General features: G+C 37.8%; 19 protein-coding genes and 1 pseudogene. 12 read left to right on the top strand and 8 right to left on the bottom strand.

Annotated features, from left to right (window positions below):
• The first annotated feature begins 146 nt into the window (after positions 1-146).
• From ABIB40_RS15470 to ABIB40_RS15450, 5 genes and pseudogenes are all read left to right on the top strand, one after another.
• Positions 147-1,154 (top strand): sodium:calcium antiporter, encoded by a 1,008-nt coding sequence (locus tag ABIB40_RS15470; RefSeq protein WP_354360291.1) that lies wholly within the window; start codon positions 147-149, stop codon positions 1,152-1,154.
• A 115-nt stretch (positions 1,155-1,269) separates the two neighbouring features.
• Positions 1,270-1,842, top strand: coding sequence for a uracil-DNA glycosylase family protein (locus tag ABIB40_RS15465; RefSeq protein WP_354360290.1), 573 nt, complete (start codon positions 1,270-1,272; stop codon positions 1,840-1,842).
• A 232-nt stretch (positions 1,843-2,074) separates the two neighbouring features.
• Positions 2,075-2,305, top strand: a complete 231-nt coding sequence (locus tag ABIB40_RS15460; protein ID WP_354360289.1) for a ferredoxin reductase domain-containing protein — start codon at positions 2,075-2,077, stop codon at positions 2,303-2,305.
• A gap of 8 nt (positions 2,306-2,313) precedes the next feature.
• Positions 2,314-2,745, top strand: coding sequence for a ferredoxin reductase domain-containing protein (locus ABIB40_RS15455; protein WP_354360288.1), 432 nt, complete (start codon positions 2,314-2,316; stop codon positions 2,743-2,745).
• A 21-nt stretch (positions 2,746-2,766) separates the two neighbouring features.
• Positions 2,767-3,252, top strand: a pseudogene (locus ABIB40_RS15450) (SPFH domain-containing protein); the annotation flags it as partial.
• Positions 3,253-3,359: 107 nt separating this feature from the next.
• Here ABIB40_RS15450 and ABIB40_RS15445 read toward each other — a convergent pair.
• The 6 genes from ABIB40_RS15445 to ABIB40_RS15420 all read right to left on the bottom strand — a co-directional run bounded on the left by ABIB40_RS15445 (position 3,360) and on the right by ABIB40_RS15420 (position 9,152).
• Positions 3,360-4,142, bottom strand: coding sequence for an acyl-CoA desaturase (locus ABIB40_RS15445; RefSeq protein WP_354360287.1), 783 nt, complete (start codon positions 4,140-4,142; stop codon positions 3,360-3,362).
• 90 nt (positions 4,143-4,232) lie between these two features.
• On the bottom strand, positions 4,233-4,916 hold the full coding sequence (locus ABIB40_RS15440; RefSeq protein ID WP_354360286.1) for an MCP four helix bundle domain-containing protein: 684 nt from the start codon (positions 4,914-4,916) through the stop codon (positions 4,233-4,235).
• A gap of 145 nt (positions 4,917-5,061) precedes the next feature.
• Entirely contained in the window at positions 5,062-5,856 is a 795-nt protein-coding gene (locus ABIB40_RS15435; RefSeq protein ID WP_354360285.1) for a Fic family protein, read from the bottom strand.
• A 33-nt stretch (positions 5,857-5,889) separates the two neighbouring features.
• Positions 5,890-6,102, bottom strand: a complete 213-nt coding sequence (locus ABIB40_RS15430) for a hypothetical protein (protein ID WP_354360284.1) — start codon at positions 6,100-6,102, stop codon at positions 5,890-5,892.
• A 359-nt stretch (positions 6,103-6,461) separates the two neighbouring features.
• The gene (locus ABIB40_RS15425) at positions 6,462-7,892 is read right to left on the bottom strand and encodes an ATP-dependent DNA helicase (protein WP_354360283.1); all 1,431 of its coding nucleotides are present in this window, start codon (positions 7,890-7,892) and stop codon (positions 6,462-6,464) included.
• Between the two features lie 120 nt (positions 7,893-8,012).
• Positions 8,013-9,152 (bottom strand): putative sensor domain DACNV-containing protein, encoded by a 1,140-nt coding sequence (locus tag ABIB40_RS15420; RefSeq protein ID WP_354360282.1) that lies wholly within the window; start codon positions 9,150-9,152, stop codon positions 8,013-8,015.
• Positions 9,153-9,269: 117 nt separating this feature from the next.
• Here ABIB40_RS15420 and ABIB40_RS15415 point away from each other — a divergent pair, with 117 nt between their 5' ends.
• From ABIB40_RS15415 to coaD, 3 genes are all read left to right on the top strand, one after another.
• Positions 9,270-10,076 carry a DUF3822 family protein gene (locus tag ABIB40_RS15415; RefSeq protein WP_354360281.1) on the top strand — a complete coding sequence of 269 codons (807 nt, stop codon included), beginning with the start codon at positions 9,270-9,272 and terminating at the stop codon, positions 10,074-10,076.
• A complete protein-coding gene (gene rsmD, locus ABIB40_RS15410; RefSeq protein ID WP_354360280.1) occupies positions 10,067-10,600 on the top strand; it encodes a 16S rRNA (guanine(966)-N(2))-methyltransferase RsmD in 534 nt (177 codons plus the stop codon). Before ABIB40_RS15415 ends, rsmD begins: the two co-directional genes overlap by 10 nt.
• 99 nt (positions 10,601-10,699) lie before the next feature.
• Positions 10,700-11,164: a pantetheine-phosphate adenylyltransferase gene (gene coaD / locus ABIB40_RS15405; protein WP_354360279.1), complete on the top strand. Its 465-nt coding sequence runs from the start codon at positions 10,700-10,702 to the stop codon at positions 11,162-11,164.
• 4 nt (positions 11,165-11,168) lie between these two features.
• On the opposite strand, the gene ABIB40_RS15400 is transcribed toward coaD, so the two are convergent.
• Entirely contained in the window at positions 11,169-11,783 is a 615-nt protein-coding gene (locus tag ABIB40_RS15400) for an NUDIX hydrolase (protein ID WP_354360278.1), read from the bottom strand.
• Here ABIB40_RS15400 and pyrE point away from each other — a divergent pair.
• Both pyrE and ABIB40_RS15390 read left to right on the top strand, forming a co-directional pair.
• Complete coding sequence (pyrE, locus tag ABIB40_RS15395) at positions 11,782-12,441, top strand: orotate phosphoribosyltransferase (RefSeq protein ID WP_354360277.1); 660 nt, start codon at positions 11,782-11,784, stop codon at positions 12,439-12,441. The genes ABIB40_RS15400 and pyrE overlap by 2 nt on opposite strands.
• A 39-nt stretch (positions 12,442-12,480) precedes the next feature.
• Positions 12,481-12,879 (top strand): SRPBCC family protein, encoded by a 399-nt coding sequence (locus ABIB40_RS15390; RefSeq protein WP_354360276.1) that lies wholly within the window; start codon positions 12,481-12,483, stop codon positions 12,877-12,879.
• Positions 12,880-13,876: 997 nt separating this feature from the next.
• Here the strand turns inward: ABIB40_RS15390 and ABIB40_RS15385 are convergent.
• On the bottom strand, positions 13,877-14,119 hold the full coding sequence (locus ABIB40_RS15385; protein WP_354360275.1) for a hypothetical protein: 243 nt from the start codon (positions 14,117-14,119) through the stop codon (positions 13,877-13,879).
• Positions 14,120-14,378: 259 nt separating this feature from the next.
• Between ABIB40_RS15385 and ABIB40_RS15380 the strand changes: the two genes are divergently transcribed.
• Positions 14,379-14,894 carry a GNAT family N-acetyltransferase gene (locus ABIB40_RS15380; protein ID WP_354360274.1) on the top strand — a complete coding sequence of 172 codons (516 nt, stop codon included), beginning with the start codon at positions 14,379-14,381 and terminating at the stop codon, positions 14,892-14,894.
• A gap of 268 nt (positions 14,895-15,162) precedes the next feature.
• Positions 15,163-15,792: a hypothetical protein gene (locus tag ABIB40_RS15375; protein ID WP_354360273.1), complete on the top strand. Its 630-nt coding sequence runs from the start codon at positions 15,163-15,165 to the stop codon at positions 15,790-15,792.
• Positions 15,793-15,904 lie beyond the last annotated feature (112 nt).

Here is a 15,904-nt window from a genome sequence, read left to right as displayed (position 1 = left end):
AATTTGCATGCAATGGTTACGAACTTATGCTATCCAATGTTTTTGCTTAGAGACCGTAACATTTTTAACAGCCGACTGTTAATTCTTAGGCGGTTTAGAAATGTGGTGGCATGCATATTTCAGAGTGCCCCATCTAACACATTCGCATGAACCTAAATTTATCTTTTAACCTGAGCATCGTAATATTTAGCGTCTCTATTTTCCTACTGTGGTATTTCTGCAGTAAGCTTTCTTCCATTGTCGATTTTATAGACGACAAATTTAAATTAGGCAACGCATTCGGCGGCACCATCATCCTATCGGTCGTAACCAACCTCCCAGAAACAGCCATCATTATCAGCGGAGCCATAAAAGGCAATACAGATTTGGCTGTGGGGAATATTCTTGGTGGTATCGTTATCCAGTCGGCATTACTTATCCTATTCGATTTTGCTAACCGAAAAGAAACGAAACCACTAAGCACGCTCACAAATAGCAAAACAAGTATTTTACAAGGGTTATTTCTTGTTCTTATGCTCTCTTGTGTGGTTGTGGGCACACAACTAAAACCCACCGTAATTTTTGCACGGGTAACCCCTCCCGAGCTCCTTATGCTCTTTTTATGGCTCATCAGTATTTTTGCCATGAGCAAGTTTCAAACCCCAACTAAAATAGAAAACAAAACAGCAAAAAAGACAAGCTCAAAGCTCAACAAAAAATCTGCCGTAATATGGCTTATAGTCATTTCTATCGTTGTGCTGGTTTTTGGGGTATTGTTAGAAGCCACAAGCGATACGATTGCTAAAAAAATGAACATAGAAGGCGTAATATTCGGCGCTACCGTATTGGCACTTATTACCTCGTTACCCGAAATTTCTGGCGGAATTTCATTCCTTAAAAAACGCACTTACCAACCTATCATCAGCGATATTTTTGGCGGCAATACATTTTTGCCCGTATTGTTTTTACCGGCAACAATCATCACAAATAAAGCCATATTGCCAAAAGCTAGTCCGCTTAATATCTACCTAGCTACCGTTGCCATCATTATAACTACCATTTATGTAATAGGCATGATGTTGTCTCGAGCAAAGAAATTCCGACGGCTTGGCATGGATTCTTGGGTTGCATTGCTTATCTATCTTTTATCTGTGATTGGCATGTTCTTCATTTAAAAACCAGATCAAATCAGTATTTAAACGGCTTTAAATTTTAGCGTAACTTTGCATCAGGCAAGCGTTTGCTCTTCATACAAAAATCAATGTTTCCTAAATTTCTCAGTTCAACCCAATGGATTCACTTTTAGCACAAATTAGAAACTGTAAACGCTGCGAAAAACATTTAGAATTTGGTGTCAACCCCGTAATCGCAGCAAGTAAAACAAGTAAAATTCTCATCATCGGACAAGCGCCGGGTATGGCGGTGCATCAAACAAGTATTCCATGGAACGATAAAAGCGGGCAAAACTTACGCAGTTGGATGGGCATAGACGAAGCAACCTTTTATAACCCGACCGAAGTTGCCATTATGGCCATGGGATTTTGCTTTCCGGGAAAAGGGAAAAATGGCGATTTGCCCCCACGAAAAGAATGCGCAGATTTATGGCACCAGCAACTTGTAGATGCCATGCCAAACATTAGGTTAACACTATTAATAGGACAGTACGCACAAAAACACTACCTCGGTAAACAAGCAAAAAGCAATTTAACCGAAACGATCAAAAACTTCCGCAGTTACCTGCCAACATACTTCCCACTTCCACATCCATCTGGCAGAAATAACATTTGGCAAGCAAAAAACGAATGGTTTAAAAGAGATGTGCTGCCAGAATTAAAAATGGAAATTCAAAACGTCTTAATATAAAACAGCTATGCATTCTTCTCCTTTTTTGTAAAGCAGTTTAAGTGGTTTTTGGGTCAATGTGGCCCTGTTTTCCGCTTTACGCCGTTTCACTTCGTGCCCGCTTCACCCAGGTTTAGGTAGTTGGGCTGCTGCAAAAAAAAACTTGTGGTTTTCAACTATCGCCTAAACAAACGTCGGTTAATTATTGTATATTAGGCAACAGGACAACGGTTTAACAATTATTTCGTAAAACATGGCAAAGCATAAAGTAAACGTAAAATCGGTAGTAAAGGTAACACACAATGTATTGCAGATTACCACCGAAAAACCATCAATATTTGATTTTACCCCTGGACAAGCCACCGAGATTTTTTTAAATAAAGAAGGGTGGGAAGAAGAAGGTCGTCCATTTACCTTTACCTGTTTACCAAATGACGATCATTTAGAATTTACCATAAAAACTATCCCGAAAGGAAAGGAGTAACCAACGAATTGCTCACATTAAAAGCGGGCGATCAACTTTTTGTAAACGATATATTTGGAGATATTGCCTATCAGGAAGAAGGGATATTTATTGCTGGAGGCGCTGGAATTACGCCATTTGTAGCTATTTTTAAAGAGCTAAACGCGGAAAATAAAATTGGCAATAACAAGCTTATCTTCGCAAATAGCACAAAAGCCGATATCATCTACAACGATGAATTTCATACCATGCTCGGCTCAAATTTTATCAATGTGCTCTCAAACGATAAAGGAGAGGGCTACGAGCATGGATACATTACAAAAGAACTTCTAAAAAAATACACCAATCAACCTGTTAAAAATTACTATGTGTGTGGCCCGCCACCAATGATGGAAGCAATTGAAAAAATGCTGAAAGATTTAAAAATAGATGAAAAATCAATCATCAAAGAAGCCTATTGATAACAGGTTACCTTAAGACAAGAAACTGCAAGCTGGGGTATTGTAATCATCAGAACTGAATTAAAAGAAATAGATCCACCTCGCGATGTGCATGAAACCATGAACAAAGTGGTAAAGGCAGAAAATGAAAAAATAGCCGCTATAGATTATGCCACCGCAGCAGAAACAGTAGCAGATGGTGTAAAACGATCTAAAATTAAAGAGGCCGAAGGATTTAAAAGAGCAAAAGTGCTGCATGCAGAAGGAGAAGCCGAAGCAATTATGCTGGTTAACGAAGCTGCAGACAAATATTTTACCGGAAATGCGCAACTCTTAAAAAAATTGGAAACGGTAGAAGCTTCGTTAAAACACAATGCCAAAATCGTAATCCCAACTGGATCTGAACTGGTAAATGTAATTGGAGATATGGCTGGCGTACTTCCATTGTTTGGGAAGCAAAAGAATGAGTCAGCACGAAATCCCACCGAAGACCAATATCTAGGTAATGCTGAAGGGCGTAATACATAAACAAAAGCGTGTATGTTTCTGCAATTCTTATAAATTTATAAACAAAAAATAAAATCCCCGCATTGGTTAAGCAATGCGGGGATTTTAACAGTCTGTATAATTAAATCTTAGGAATTTAAGACGCTATTCTTAGGTACTACAACATTTTCGTTCGGCTGTAAATCTACCGTCTTTAACCTAATAATCCCCACTTTATGCATCAGCGTCATAACAAAATAACCAGGATCAAATTCAAACCATTTGATGGCGTTGTTGGTTCTACCCGGATACTTATGGTGGTTGTTGTGATAAGCCTCTCCCCAAAAAATTAAATCTAATGGCAAAATATTTCTAGAGGTATTATTTACAGTAAAATTTCTATACCCAAACTTATGTGCCCACCAGTTTACCGCAATACCTTGAAGCGCACCCATTGCAAATGTAATTGGCAAAAATAACCACTGCCACCATGCAGTTGCAAAAACAGCGTAAAAGCTTACATAGAAAGCACCCCACAAAACCCTTGCTATCCAATTGTGCGCAATTTTATCAAAAGCTTCCCAAACGGGTAAATCTTTTTTATACTTCTCGTGCACAGGTAATTTGCCCATAAATATACGGTGATAATTTGTGCGCGTTTGCCAAAGCAACATAAATACATTATCGGTATATTTTGGCGAATGTGGATCTTGTTCGGTATCAGTATGCGCATGATGAAGTCTGTGCATCATACCATAAGCGCTTGCGCTGATGTAAGATGATCCTTGCGTAAAAAAGCAACAAAGAAAAAAGAATTTTTCCCAACCCCTACTCATGCTAAAATGATTGTGTGCCGCGTAACGATGATGGAAAAACGATTGGAAGAAAAGAGAAGCGTACCAATGTATAAGCAAGAAAATAAGAATAACCATAAGCTTTATTTTTGTTTAATTACGAAAAATTAAGCAAAACGGATGGGCTACTGATGGTTTTGGTTAAAATTAAGTGCCGCAAGTTAGCAATTAATTAAGGTTAAATTTATCATTTCTGATATTTACCGCCTTAGCTTCGCCAATTATTCCCACAACGAGTAAGCCAATGCTTATAGCGAGTAAAACCTGTATGGTAGAGTAAATTTTAACGCCAGATATCCAAGTCTGTGAATCTACCATCAGTTCATCTCCCACCGTCAACTGTATTTTTATTAATTTGCCCAAAGAGGAAAAAGTATGGGCATTTAGCGCTCGATTTTGAATATGATAAACTTTTAAAGCTTCTGCTGTATTTCTTCTATATATGCTTAGCAACACAGTTTCTTGTTTATCTTGTGCTGTCAGCGCTTTCTTAAAGTCTGCCAAGTACAAATTTTCTTTATCAACAAATTTTGTTGCCTCGTATTTCTTAAGTACAGAATCTATCTTCCCGTTTTGTGTCCTCATCGCAACTAAATGTTCGGCAGGAGACACATTTGTTCCCCCCAAACTAAATGCGTCTTGCCACAGGTTACTTTTCTGACGCAGATGCTCGGCTATAAAAAACAAATCAGTGGCTGGCACAAGCCTATCTTGGTGCATAGATACAAAGGCTTTGTTAATCTCCGTTACATTTCTATCTCCCAAAAAATTGATAAGCAGGCTGCAGCTTGCGATGCAAAAAAGCAAAAAGGCCATCTTCAATTTGTTTTTAAGGCTAAAGGCAATTTTCATAACTGCATTGATATAGATAAAAATTAGTTTCTAAAAGTGAATTAAACTATCTCGGGGCAGAGCCACAGAGGTGTTTGAACAATGCTAACTGTCAAAGTCACACAAAAAATCGAAGCAGAACTTCGAGGAATCAAACCAAAAGAAATTAAAACAAAAAGCTAAAACCTCTACCCTTTTTGGGGTGTTTTATTTCTTGAAACCTTTGTATTTCACTTTTTAAAAGGTGGGTATATTCCTTATCCATAAAACCTCTAAAAACGCTAAGGTCTTGTTTTTCTCGGGTATCGATTAATGCTTGAATGTAGTCGGCTTTATTTTCTTTATGTACTATAGCCAATGGCAATTTGTAATAATGTTGAATGTAATTCATCAATAACCTCGAAGTTCTACCGTTCCCATCATAAAAAGGATGGATGCTTACTAAGGAATAATGAGCATCAAATGACAGCCTTAATTGGTCGACTACAGAAATATTACTTTTCATCATTCCACTAATTTTATCAGCCAAATCTCTGGTTAAGTCCTTGACCTTATCATAGTTAGGAAAGTAAGTATTTCCTGCTGTAACATTGCCCTTTCTAAATTCCCCTTTAGTAGCATCTACCACACCCAAGATAGTATTATAAACACTACCAGTATTTCTAATCGCCAAAGAATTAATTTCTTGAATTAATGGAACGGATATTGGTCTTTTTTTTCCTGCCTCTTTTAAAATAAACTTTAAGGCTGAAAAATGGTCTGTTACCATTAAACTATGAATAATAGGCTTTCCTTTTGGTGTAAGCCCCTCATTTATTAAAACCTGTGTTTCTACCTCCGTAAGAGTTGAACCTTCTAAGACGGTTGAATGATGTACTACAGATATATTATTAAACTTTTCATGGTCTAAAATATCTGCAATACCCAAGGCTTTATATTTTTCTATTAGTTTTAAGTCCATTTTCTAATCTTTCACTACCTATATTAACAACAATTATTTTACGCTTTTTCTATTTTTCATTATTCTGTCTAGTCGCTCCTCTGCCTTTTCCTCGTCTGATTTTTCTTTTACTGGGGCAACTTTTATAGTATCTTTTTTAATGGTATCAACATTTTGAAGATCAATTGTGTCATTGCCATTGGCTTTCTTGCTTTCAGAACCGCAAGCCGTTAAGGCGATTGATAAAACAAATAATAACTTTTTCATAGTAGAGTCGTTAAATTAATAAATCTATAAAGATATTTTTGCTACATCAATCGCATAAACTATCGATTTAGCAAAACATCCTTCGTTGTTTTCTAACGGTGTACCTGATACCAATTTTTTTCCTTTCTCTAACATAAAATCAAATTGGTACCCCAATAGTAAGAAGTTCTGAACAAAAAAACTCATTAGCCATATCAAAACCTTCAAAATCTGTTTTTGACTAAATTACCTCGGGGCAGAGCCACAGAGGTGTTAGAACATTGCTAACTGTCAAAATTACACAAAAAATCGAAGCCGAGCTTCGAGGAATCAAACCAAAAGAAAATAAATAAATAAGAATTTTATAAGGTTTTAGAAAATCAATACTCATCGGCAATGCTATTTTTACCGAACAATGCCGCAGCAAAATTTACAAGGTACAATTCTCGTTTTGCCCTGGTTACAGCAGTATATAGCCAACGTAAAAAATCTAAATCGATCATGTCTTCCGTTAAAAAACCTTGATCGGCAAAAACGGCATCCCATTGGCCACCTTGTGCTTTGTGGCAAGTTACCGCGTATGCAAATTTTATTTGTAAGGCATTGTAAAACGGATCTGCTTTAATGGCAAGCATGCGTGCGCGTTTATTTGGGATGTGGCTGTAGTCTTCATTTAATCCTTCAAAAATCTGCTTACTTTTTTCATAAGGTAAATTTGCGCTCTCTATGGTTAGGGTATCTAACAAAACTTTACAGCTTACTTGGCCGGCAGCCTGGAAATCTAGAAACTCTAGCGTGGCATCTGCAAACCTAAAGCCGTATCGTTCTTCTTCTCCCCTAACGCGTATTACTTTAGCCATATCGCCATTGGCTATAAAAGAAGCTTCCTCATTTTCTGGCAACCAAAAGTAGTTGTTCTTCACCACCATTATTTGATCGCCGCCTGTAATCTCTTCTTCCCTATACAGCAGCCTCGCCCTAATTTGTTGGTTGTAAATGTTCGCAGATTTATTAGACCTACAAACTACCAAGGTATTTTCCATCCCAAATTTCCCGTAGGCATACTCTAATCCTTCTACCAAACGAGCACCTGTCATGTTAAAAATATCTTTAAAGCCAGTTGTAATAAACTGCGGAAATGGATCTTCTGGATGATCAGCAATTTGCGCCCTAAGCATGGTAGCATTCGCCAATATACCCGACTTTTTTTCTTGCCTAACCACCTCGGTAAGTTCAACCGAAGTTAGGGTTAAATTAAATTTGTCTTTTAAATACTGTGGGTTTAAAGCCGGACTTTCCAAACTTCCAACTGGAGGAAGTTGGGCACTATCGCCCACAAAAAGCAACATACAATTTTGGTCGTTGTACACAAACTCCAACAAGTCTTGTAAAATAGAGCTTCCTGTCTGGTTGTATTCATCGGCAATCATCGAAGCTTCATCTACAATAAAGAGCGTATTTTTCGAAAGATTTGGTGCAAGCTGAAAAACCATATCTGGCGACGCAGCCACTTTTTTCCGATAAATGCGCTTATGGATGGTTAAGGCCTTTACACCAGCATATTGCCCCATAACCTTTGCAGCCCTACCCGTTGGCGCTAAAAGCTCGCTCCGTAAATTAAAATTTCTTAAAGATTTAACCAAAGCAGCCACAGAAGTGGTTTTACCAGTACCAGCATATCCCTTTAATACAAAACACCTATCGGGATAATTTGCTTGCAAAAAAGTAGCCATCCGCTCGCAAAACAACAACTGTTCTGCTGTTGGCTCATGCTCATAATGGTTAGCAATTATTTGCGAAGAAATATGCATTCTTTTGATGTCAGTTTATGATGTCAGTTTAAAATCCGTAAAAGTAAAGCGTTTGTGCGTCATTGGTTCTATCCAAAGTCGCAAACTTATCTATACTAAAAAACAATGCCGACTATTTTTTTACATCAACAACGTTTCTATGCGATGTGCCATCACCAATTCTTGCTTCTTACTCCAACTAAAAATGGTAAAGTGCCCATCTTGCGAGGCGACCAGGGCAATGGTTTGGGGCTGATCGTTTACAAATTGAGCTGCAGAGAAATGTCTGGTTCCGCCAAGTTCGCCGGGCAACAAAATCTTTTCTTCATTACCCAAAATTGGTTCCGAAAACAAAATCTTTGCAACGGTTGGTTTGTATTTGGCCCTTCCTATTTTCGCACCAAAAGCAACAAGCTCAAAATCTTCGGTAATAATGGTGGCACCATCTACCGCGGTTAAACCTGCAACATACTCTACCTCGCGCCTAAGCGCACTTTGAGAAAATATTTCTGAATGGCTACCGCCGCGAGAAGCAAGGCCAGCTAACCCTTTGTAAGAAGGATTTGATAAATATTTTACTGGATGGATGATCGAATGTTTCCATTCTTCATCATTAGTGGGAATTATGAGTAAGGCACCGCCCCTTTTATGCGCGCGCATAGATGCAGCAAATTGTATCAATATATTAATTGGGTCGTTCCAGGTGGCGTTTACCGTTAAATCTAAAAGTGCCTTTAACACCGGCGGGCAATCTCTATTTAAACAACTGTTTTTATCTATAATTCTAATCTGCTCGCCTTTTAAAACAGCTACATTGGTATACTTGCCAATGCCATAAATTCGGCGGTGTTTTACAACCACCACACCGGGCTCAGAAACATCAACCACAAAACAAAAATTTGGAATATTTAAGCTACTTCCCCAGATGTATAATTCGCCTTTCTTATGCCAAACGCACAAATGAATCCCTGCACGCTCCAATCCAGGTGCAATTTTCGAAACAGTATCGGCATTAAATTTTATTGGTTGATCAAACACCAGTGGTTTAGAGGTTTGCTCGGGCGATAAAAATGCGATTGAAATTTTAGGTAAATAACCTTCCTCTCGACGCAAGCTGGTCCAAAACGCAACGTCTATTAAATATTCAACCTCCTGCTTATTCGGCTTTGCAGCAAGTTCGCTTTCGCCCAAGGCCAAGGCCGTATGGTGTAGCTCATCAAAATGCATCGTTATAAGGTGGGCGGCAGTATTTGCGGCTTTATAGGTGGGCGTATAGCTCATGCTTCGAAATTAAGCCGAATTTTCTATTTTAACGCCTATTAAAAGTTTAATTTTCGTAAAAATTAGGAGCTAAGACAGATTAGGCTAGCTTACATAAATTAGCTATTTTTGCCATCGATGGAAAAAAATTCTCTTTTGTTGGCAGATAGTAGTTTTACATCCCAGCCATCGCAGGGATGCCATTTATTAATGCAGGTTACAGAAGATGGTTTTTCTTATGCCATCATCAATCAAGACGATAATACTCCAAAAGTGCTTTTTTCGGTACAACAGCCGGGTCCGCTCAACCATGAAATTTCTCAAGCCTTTAGCAATGACCATTTTTTATCGCTAAAATTTGCGAGTGTTAAGGTTGCTGTGCAGACATCCAATGTTCTTTTTCTACCAGAGGATTTGTATGAGGAAAAACAAACCGACAATTACCACAGCTTTGTAGATCGTCCAGATGAAATAACAAAACATCGGCATGCAGATCTGAAGATGGTAACACTTTTTGGCATAAACCCAGAGTTAAAGAATTTGTTACCAGCACAAACCATTTTTTTTCCGATTTTATCGCCTTTATGGATTTGTGCAAATCAAGGTCTTTCCTCTTGTTTTTTGGTAGATTTTGGTTCGAATCTCGTTACGTTTTTGTATCAGAAAGATGGAAAACTTATTTTCCAAAATAGTTTTGCTGCAAGCAATATAGAAGAGTTTAATTACTTCTTGCTACTTGTAAAGCAACAACTTAGTTTAGAGGAAACAACCCCAATTTTAATGCAGGGTTTGGTAGAAAACGGCGATGATTATGCCAATTGCCTTCAAAAATATTTTTTAGACGTCAAAATAAATCTTCCAAAAACCCTATCTTACAACGAGTTAACCGCGCAAATGCCACAACATTATTTCAACAGCTTACTTGCCATTCTACTATGCGAATAATTGGTGGAAATTTAAAGGGAATACGTTTACAACCCCCAAATAATTTACCGGTTAGGCCCACTACAGATATGGCCAAAGAAGCGCTGTTTAACATTTTGCAAAACCGCTTCGATTTCGAAACCTGCAAGGTGTTAGATTTATTTGCTGGCACAGGCAGCCTAACCTTAGAATTTGCTTCTCGCGGTAGCGAAAAAATTCTTGCGGTAGACCAACATTTTGGCTGTATAAAATGGATCAAGGAAATGGCAGAAAAACATCATTTTAACACAATAGAGGTGCGCAAAGCTGATGTTTTTAAGCTCTTAAACCAACTTATCGAAACGTACGACATTATTTTTGCCGACCCGCCCTATCATTTAGCTACCATACCCCAAATTCCAGTTATCGTAAAACAAAAAGGTTTGCTGGCGCCAGGTGGTTTGTTGGTTGTGGAGCATCAGAGCAACATGAAAATGGATGCTCAGCCCGGCTATTTAGAGACTCGAAAATATGGCAATTCTTCCTTCAGTTTTTTTGAGTTCTAAAACTCGTAACCGTTCGAAAAGTTGATCATAATTCACATCTAATGGTTTCCGTATTATTAGCGTATTGTCTTCCGAATTAAAAAAATCTATCTTTGAAAGATGAAAATAGCGTTATTTCCTGGCTCTTTCGACCCGATTACCATTGCACACGTGGATATTCTACGCCGTGGAATGCCACTTTTCGATAAAATTGTCGTCGGAATTGGACTGAACAGCTCTAAACAAAATTTTTTAACCGCAGAAAAGAGAGAACAAATCCTAAATATTGTGTTTGAGGGGTTTAAAAACGTAGAAATTCAAACCTACGAGGGCTTAACCGTAAATTTTTGTCGAAAAATTAATGCCAGTTACATGCTTAGGGGCATTAGGTCTGCGTCAGATTTTGAGTACGAACGTGCCATTGCCCAAATCAATCAAACCATGATGCCAGAGGTAGAAACTATTCTTTTGTTAAGCAAACCGGAATACTCGGCCATAAGCTCTACCATTGTTAGAGATATTTTAAGAAACCAAGGAGATGTAACCCCATTTGTACCAGAAAAAGCCCTAAAACTGTTGAAATAACAACCTATTTAATCAGTTTACTGATTTTTAATACCTCAATAATGGACGGAAATGTATTCTGTACAACCGTAGCAATTTCGTAACTGTTAAGCCAAACCGCTTTTTCTATCCCCTCTTCTTTTTGTGGCACCAATTTAGGCTCGCCCTTAACAGTCATCTTATACCAATTGGTTTTCTTGATGATCATTTTAGTTTCAAGCGGATAAATATGATAGGTTTTGCACAGCTTTTCGCCCAGCTTGGCTATTTTAACCCCACACTCCTCCTCCACTTCCCTAACAGCAGTCTCGCTCATTTTCTCGCCTTTTTCTAATTTGCCTTTTGGCAAATCCCAGCGTTTATTTCTGAAAATAAACAGATAGTTTTTTTCGGCGCTCTCTACAAGTCCTCCTGCGGCTTTAATTAACGTACTGTCTTTTTTAAGCTTCTTAAAGGTTTGTTTTGGGTTTTTGGTTAGAAAAATGTAGGTCTTTTTACTATTTTTTGCTAATTTTTTGCAAAAAGTTTGTAAATCAAAATCCTGAATTTCAAGTTGTTGTATTTTTTCTACCTGTTGGGGTAAAAATTCAGCTATCAATAGGGTATTATCGCTGATATATATTCTGTAATTTTGAGCCATGGATAATAAAAGTGAAATCGAAATAAAGGTAGCAGAATTTTTATTACAAATAAAAGCAATAAAATTACAACCTGCTAATCCTTTTACATGGGCGTCTGGTTGGAAGTCGCCAATTTACTGCGATAACCGCATTTCTCTTTCGCACCCACAGGTTAGAACTTTTATCCGTCAGAAATTAGTTCAAGTTATTCAAGAAGAATTTGGATCGGTTGATGTTATTGCGGGCGTTGCCACAGCAGGCATTCCACAGGGTGTATTGGTAGCGCAAGAACTTGGTCTACCGTTTATTTATGTGCGTTCGAAAGCAAAAGACCATGGTACAGGAAGCTTAATTGAAGGCGAATATGTAGATGGACAACGCGTGGTGGTAATTGAAGACCTTATTTCTACCGGAAAAAGCAGTTTACAGGCTGTATCTGCATTAAAAGAAGTAGGTTTATCTGTAGTGGGCCTAGCGGCGATATTTAGTTATGGCCTCGAAGAAGCAACACAAAATTTTGCAGAAGCAAAATGTAGGTTCGAAACACTCTCTAATTTTAGTGCCTTGCTCCGTTACGCTGCAGAGCACAGCATTATTGCTCCGAATGATGTGGAAATGCTTAATAAATGGCGCTTAAACCCATCGAAATGGCACAAGGAAGAACCTGTAAATGGATAAAGAACAACGATAAACCTCTAAACTAAAGCTTATCATCGTATGACTATTATAGAAAGTGAAGTAACAGTTGGCAAACCGGTTGAACAGGTTTATGCATTCTTGGCAAACATGAACAACCACCAACAATTAATGCCGCCAAACATTTACAACTGGGAATCTACAGAAGATGAAGCGAGTTTTACCATCCAAAACATGGCCAAGCTTGCCTTAAAAATCAGCAATAGAATAGAAAATCAAGAGCTAACGGCCGTTCCTTCTGAAAAAGCCCCCTTTGAGTTAGAGTTAAAATGGATTGTGTCTTCAATAAACGATTCTAGCACAAACGCCAAACTGATTATTTCGGCAGATTTGAACCCGATGATGAAAATGCTTGCTTCTAGTCCACTGCAAAAGTTGGCAAACCATCAAACCCAAAAATTAGAAGAAATTTTGCGATAACAAATATTAAAAATTGAAATGTATTTTTTTCTGGCGAAGCAACCCTTCGCTTTTTTTGCTCAAAAGATTAAGAGCCTTTTTAAATTCTACAGTTTTATTGTTTATCTGAGGCTTCTGATCAAAAAGACTTAGAAAGGCTATCATTTACTTTTTTGTAAGTTGTTAATCTTGAAGATAATTGCATTCTACCTCCTTTTTCTCTGCGGGCTTCAACCTTACCAAAATAGGCCTCTGCTTTACCTAAGCTGTCCTATCCGGACAGGAGTTCTACTTTTTTCTACTATATAACAAATTACAGTTAGTAGATTTTTAAGGAATCGCCCACAAAGTCATCTATTTTTGAGATTCGGTCCCACAGCCAAATAAACCGGATTTGAAAATAATGTTCTTTAAAATTGAAACCAAATACCTTGCCCTTGTAAATCTCCGCAACCTGAACCGGAACGGTTCAAATGTTTATAGCGCCAATTCCTTATTGCAGCATACGACCCCGACAGGGTCGCATAATTTTTAATACAATGTTTTCTATAAACATTCAATCCCTTCGGGATTGCGAACGGTATTCCAAAATTGCTGTTTTAGAACTCCGTGTTATCCAAATTTCGATATATCTTCTGCCGTAAATAGAATTATTTTTGGCAAGGTTTCTAAGCGCCCTGCCACAAATTTATCTATTTTTGAGATTTGGTTCTGCAACCACATAGACTTGAAAAAAAAGTCGCAGAACTGAGCATTTCTGCGAGATCATGAACGCATTTAATCAATAAACACTCGTGAATAAACTCAAGGCTGGCACCTCTTTGGGTAAAAATTCGCCAAGCTTTTTATTATCGATGATTCGAAGCCCTTCCTTTGCTTTATTCCCGCGCGCGGCTGAGAATCCTCTTCGCAGCAGCTTCAGGCGTTTTTTCCTGCAAACAGTTGCTAGGCCAACCTCACCGAGTTGGCTATAGTAATTTTATTTATCCAAATTGATAAAGGGTCTAAGACCTAAGAATTATGTTGCTGATTTAGCTCCCGATATCTTGATGATGATTTCGTCTAGCGCCTCAGCATCTATCATCGCGTTTCTAGAAGCGCACCATTTGGTGTTCCTGTCATCCAACCAAATACAGAACGAATGATAGCCATCTAGCACCACTGCGTAGGTTTCGTGAAAATCATCCTGAATCTTCACACAAAAACCTTTAAAGATCTTTCCTTTAAGGCTAAATTGTAGAGTGGAATAATCTGCTATCATGGCTCAGGGTTTTGATTAAAACAACCCGTGCAGATAAAGGTTTGAGGTGTTGATAAAATTAAGTAGGAACAAAGACTAAAGCTAAAAGACTAAAGACCAAAGAATAAAGACCAAGAATAGAGAATTTGGGAAATTAAGGCAGCATAACAAAGTAACATATCAATTTATTAACTTGACCAAAAAATAAACGCAACGACAATACAGATATTTGGTTGGTGCAAATACTTTGCAGGCGGGAGGCAAATTGAGCAACACAAAAATGATTTTAAGAAAAGCTTCTTTTTCAGAGCAGCCCATTATTTGGGAAATTTTACAACAAGCCATTGAGCAGAGAAAACAAGACGGAAGCACGCAATGGCAAAATGGGTATCCAAACGAACAAACCGTAAACAATGACATTGCAAATGGCGCTGCTTTTGTACTTATCGACCAAGGGCAAATCATTGCTTACGCAGCAATCCTTAACGGTATAGAACCTAATTACGCTGAAATTGAGGGAGCGTGGCTGAGCAACGACGATTATTTAACGGTGCACCGGGTAGCAGTATCAAACAAATTTAAAGGCAAAGGCACCGCGACACAGTTATTTAACCTAATCGAAGAAATATGCATTAAGCAAAAAACCTACAGCATTCGGGTAGACACCAATTTTGACAACGTGCCTATGTTAAGAATTTTGGAAAAGCTAGGGTACACTTACTGTGGAGAAATCCTTGCTGATGGAGCTCCGCGTAAAGCTTTTGAAAAACGGATAGGGAAACTCACCGCGAGCTAAATTGGAGTTCAAAACAGCAAATCATTTTAACATTATTCAAAATCATACTTCATATAAAATAGGAGTATTAGCTAAAATTACAAAAATTGAGGGGAAGGTATTTATCAAACTAATCTCTTGCATTGTATAAAAAACCTAGGGAAGCTTGCAGATTAAATCTTAAATTTACCTTTAAAAAATCTAGTAAACTTTAAACATTAGCCACTTCGCAAAGGGGAACAATGTTGACAGCTGTTAAAACAGATTAAATTAACGATCAAAAAACCAAATGACAAAAATACTTCCCTTTTTATTGGTTGCCCTTTTCGCAATAAGCGGTTATGCACAAACTTTTGAAGGAAAAATAGTTTATAGAAATGCTTACAAAAGTAAAACACCCAAAATGACCAACGAGCAGTTGACCACCATGATGGGTTCGGCCCAAGAATATTTTATAAAAAATGGCGACTATAAATCGGTTACCAATGGTTTATTTATTAACTGGCAACTTTATGTAAATAAAGACAACAAACTTTACAGCAAATTAAAAAGTTCTGAGACGCTAATCTGGAATGATGCATCTATCAATACTGACAAGATCTTAAAAACCGAAATACATAAAAATGTGATGAAAATTTTAGGCTATCCGTGCGACGAACTGATTTTAACTTGCAAAAGTGGGATACAAAAATATTATTTCAACAAAAACCTTTCGGTTAACCCAAAACTCTATATACACCACAAATTCGGAAATTGGTACGACGTGCTTTCGCGATCAAATTCATTGCTTTTAAAAGTGATTGTGGAGACCGACCAATTTTCATTCGTAAGTGTAGCAACTGGAATAAAAAAGATGAAACTTGATGAAAGCTTTTTTGATTTGCCGAAAAACCAAAAGACAATAAGAAATCTTTACTGACCATAAACAACCGCTTGTTCAGCTAAATCTTCGTTTTAGGCTATGATTTTTCAACTTTAGCATTAGGGCTGTTCGACGCGTTCAGCATTGCCATATCCAAACCTGGAAACAC

It is taken from the genome of Pedobacter sp. UYP30 (genome assembly GCF_040547165.1).
In the GTDB taxonomy this organism is placed as follows: domain Bacteria; phylum Bacteroidota; class Bacteroidia; order Sphingobacteriales; family Sphingobacteriaceae; genus Pedobacter.
The sequence above is the reverse complement of the archived record's forward strand: the minus strand, read 5'-3'. Positions and strand labels throughout refer to the sequence as shown.

Coding starts and splice junctions, on each gene's coding strand:
- ABIB40_RS15460 (WP_354360289.1), top strand. CDS start 2,075: ATGGCAAAGCATAAAGTAAACGTAAAATCGGTAGTAAAGGTAACACAC.
- ABIB40_RS15430 (WP_354360284.1), bottom strand. CDS start 6,102: ATGAAAAAGTTATTATTTGTTTTATCAATCGCCTTAACGGCTTGCGGT.
- ABIB40_RS15400 (WP_354360278.1), bottom strand. CDS start 11,783: ATGGCTCAAAATTACAGAATATATATCAGCGATAATACCCTATTGATA.
- ABIB40_RS15390 (WP_354360276.1), top strand. CDS start 12,481: ATGACTATTATAGAAAGTGAAGTAACAGTTGGCAAACCGGTTGAACAG.
- ABIB40_RS15440 (WP_354360286.1), bottom strand. CDS start 4,916: ATGAAAATTGCCTTTAGCCTTAAAAACAAATTGAAGATGGCCTTTTTG.
- ABIB40_RS15435 (WP_354360285.1), bottom strand. CDS start 5,856: ATGGACTTAAAACTAATAGAAAAATATAAAGCCTTGGGTATTGCAGAT.
- pyrE (WP_354360277.1), top strand. CDS start 11,782: ATGGATAATAAAAGTGAAATCGAAATAAAGGTAGCAGAATTTTTATTA.
- ABIB40_RS15465 (WP_354360290.1), top strand. CDS start 1,270: ATGGATTCACTTTTAGCACAAATTAGAAACTGTAAACGCTGCGAAAAA.
- ABIB40_RS15470 (WP_354360291.1), top strand. CDS start 147: ATGAACCTAAATTTATCTTTTAACCTGAGCATCGTAATATTTAGCGTC.
- ABIB40_RS15420 (WP_354360282.1), bottom strand. CDS start 9,152: ATGAGCTATACGCCCACCTATAAAGCCGCAAATACTGCCGCCCACCTT.
- rsmD (WP_354360280.1), top strand. CDS start 10,067: ATGCGAATAATTGGTGGAAATTTAAAGGGAATACGTTTACAACCCCCA.
- ABIB40_RS15425 (WP_354360283.1), bottom strand. CDS start 7,892: ATGCATATTTCTTCGCAAATAATTGCTAACCATTATGAGCATGAGCCA.
- ABIB40_RS15375 (WP_354360273.1), top strand. CDS start 15,163: ATGACAAAAATACTTCCCTTTTTATTGGTTGCCCTTTTCGCAATAAGC.
- ABIB40_RS15415 (WP_354360281.1), top strand. CDS start 9,270: ATGGAAAAAAATTCTCTTTTGTTGGCAGATAGTAGTTTTACATCCCAG.
- coaD (WP_354360279.1), top strand. CDS start 10,700: ATGAAAATAGCGTTATTTCCTGGCTCTTTCGACCCGATTACCATTGCA.
- ABIB40_RS15385 (WP_354360275.1), bottom strand. CDS start 14,119: ATGATAGCAGATTATTCCACTCTACAATTTAGCCTTAAAGGAAAGATC.
- ABIB40_RS15445 (WP_354360287.1), bottom strand. CDS start 4,142: ATGGTTATTCTTATTTTCTTGCTTATACATTGGTACGCTTCTCTTTTC.
- ABIB40_RS15380 (WP_354360274.1), top strand. CDS start 14,379: ATGATTTTAAGAAAAGCTTCTTTTTCAGAGCAGCCCATTATTTGGGAA.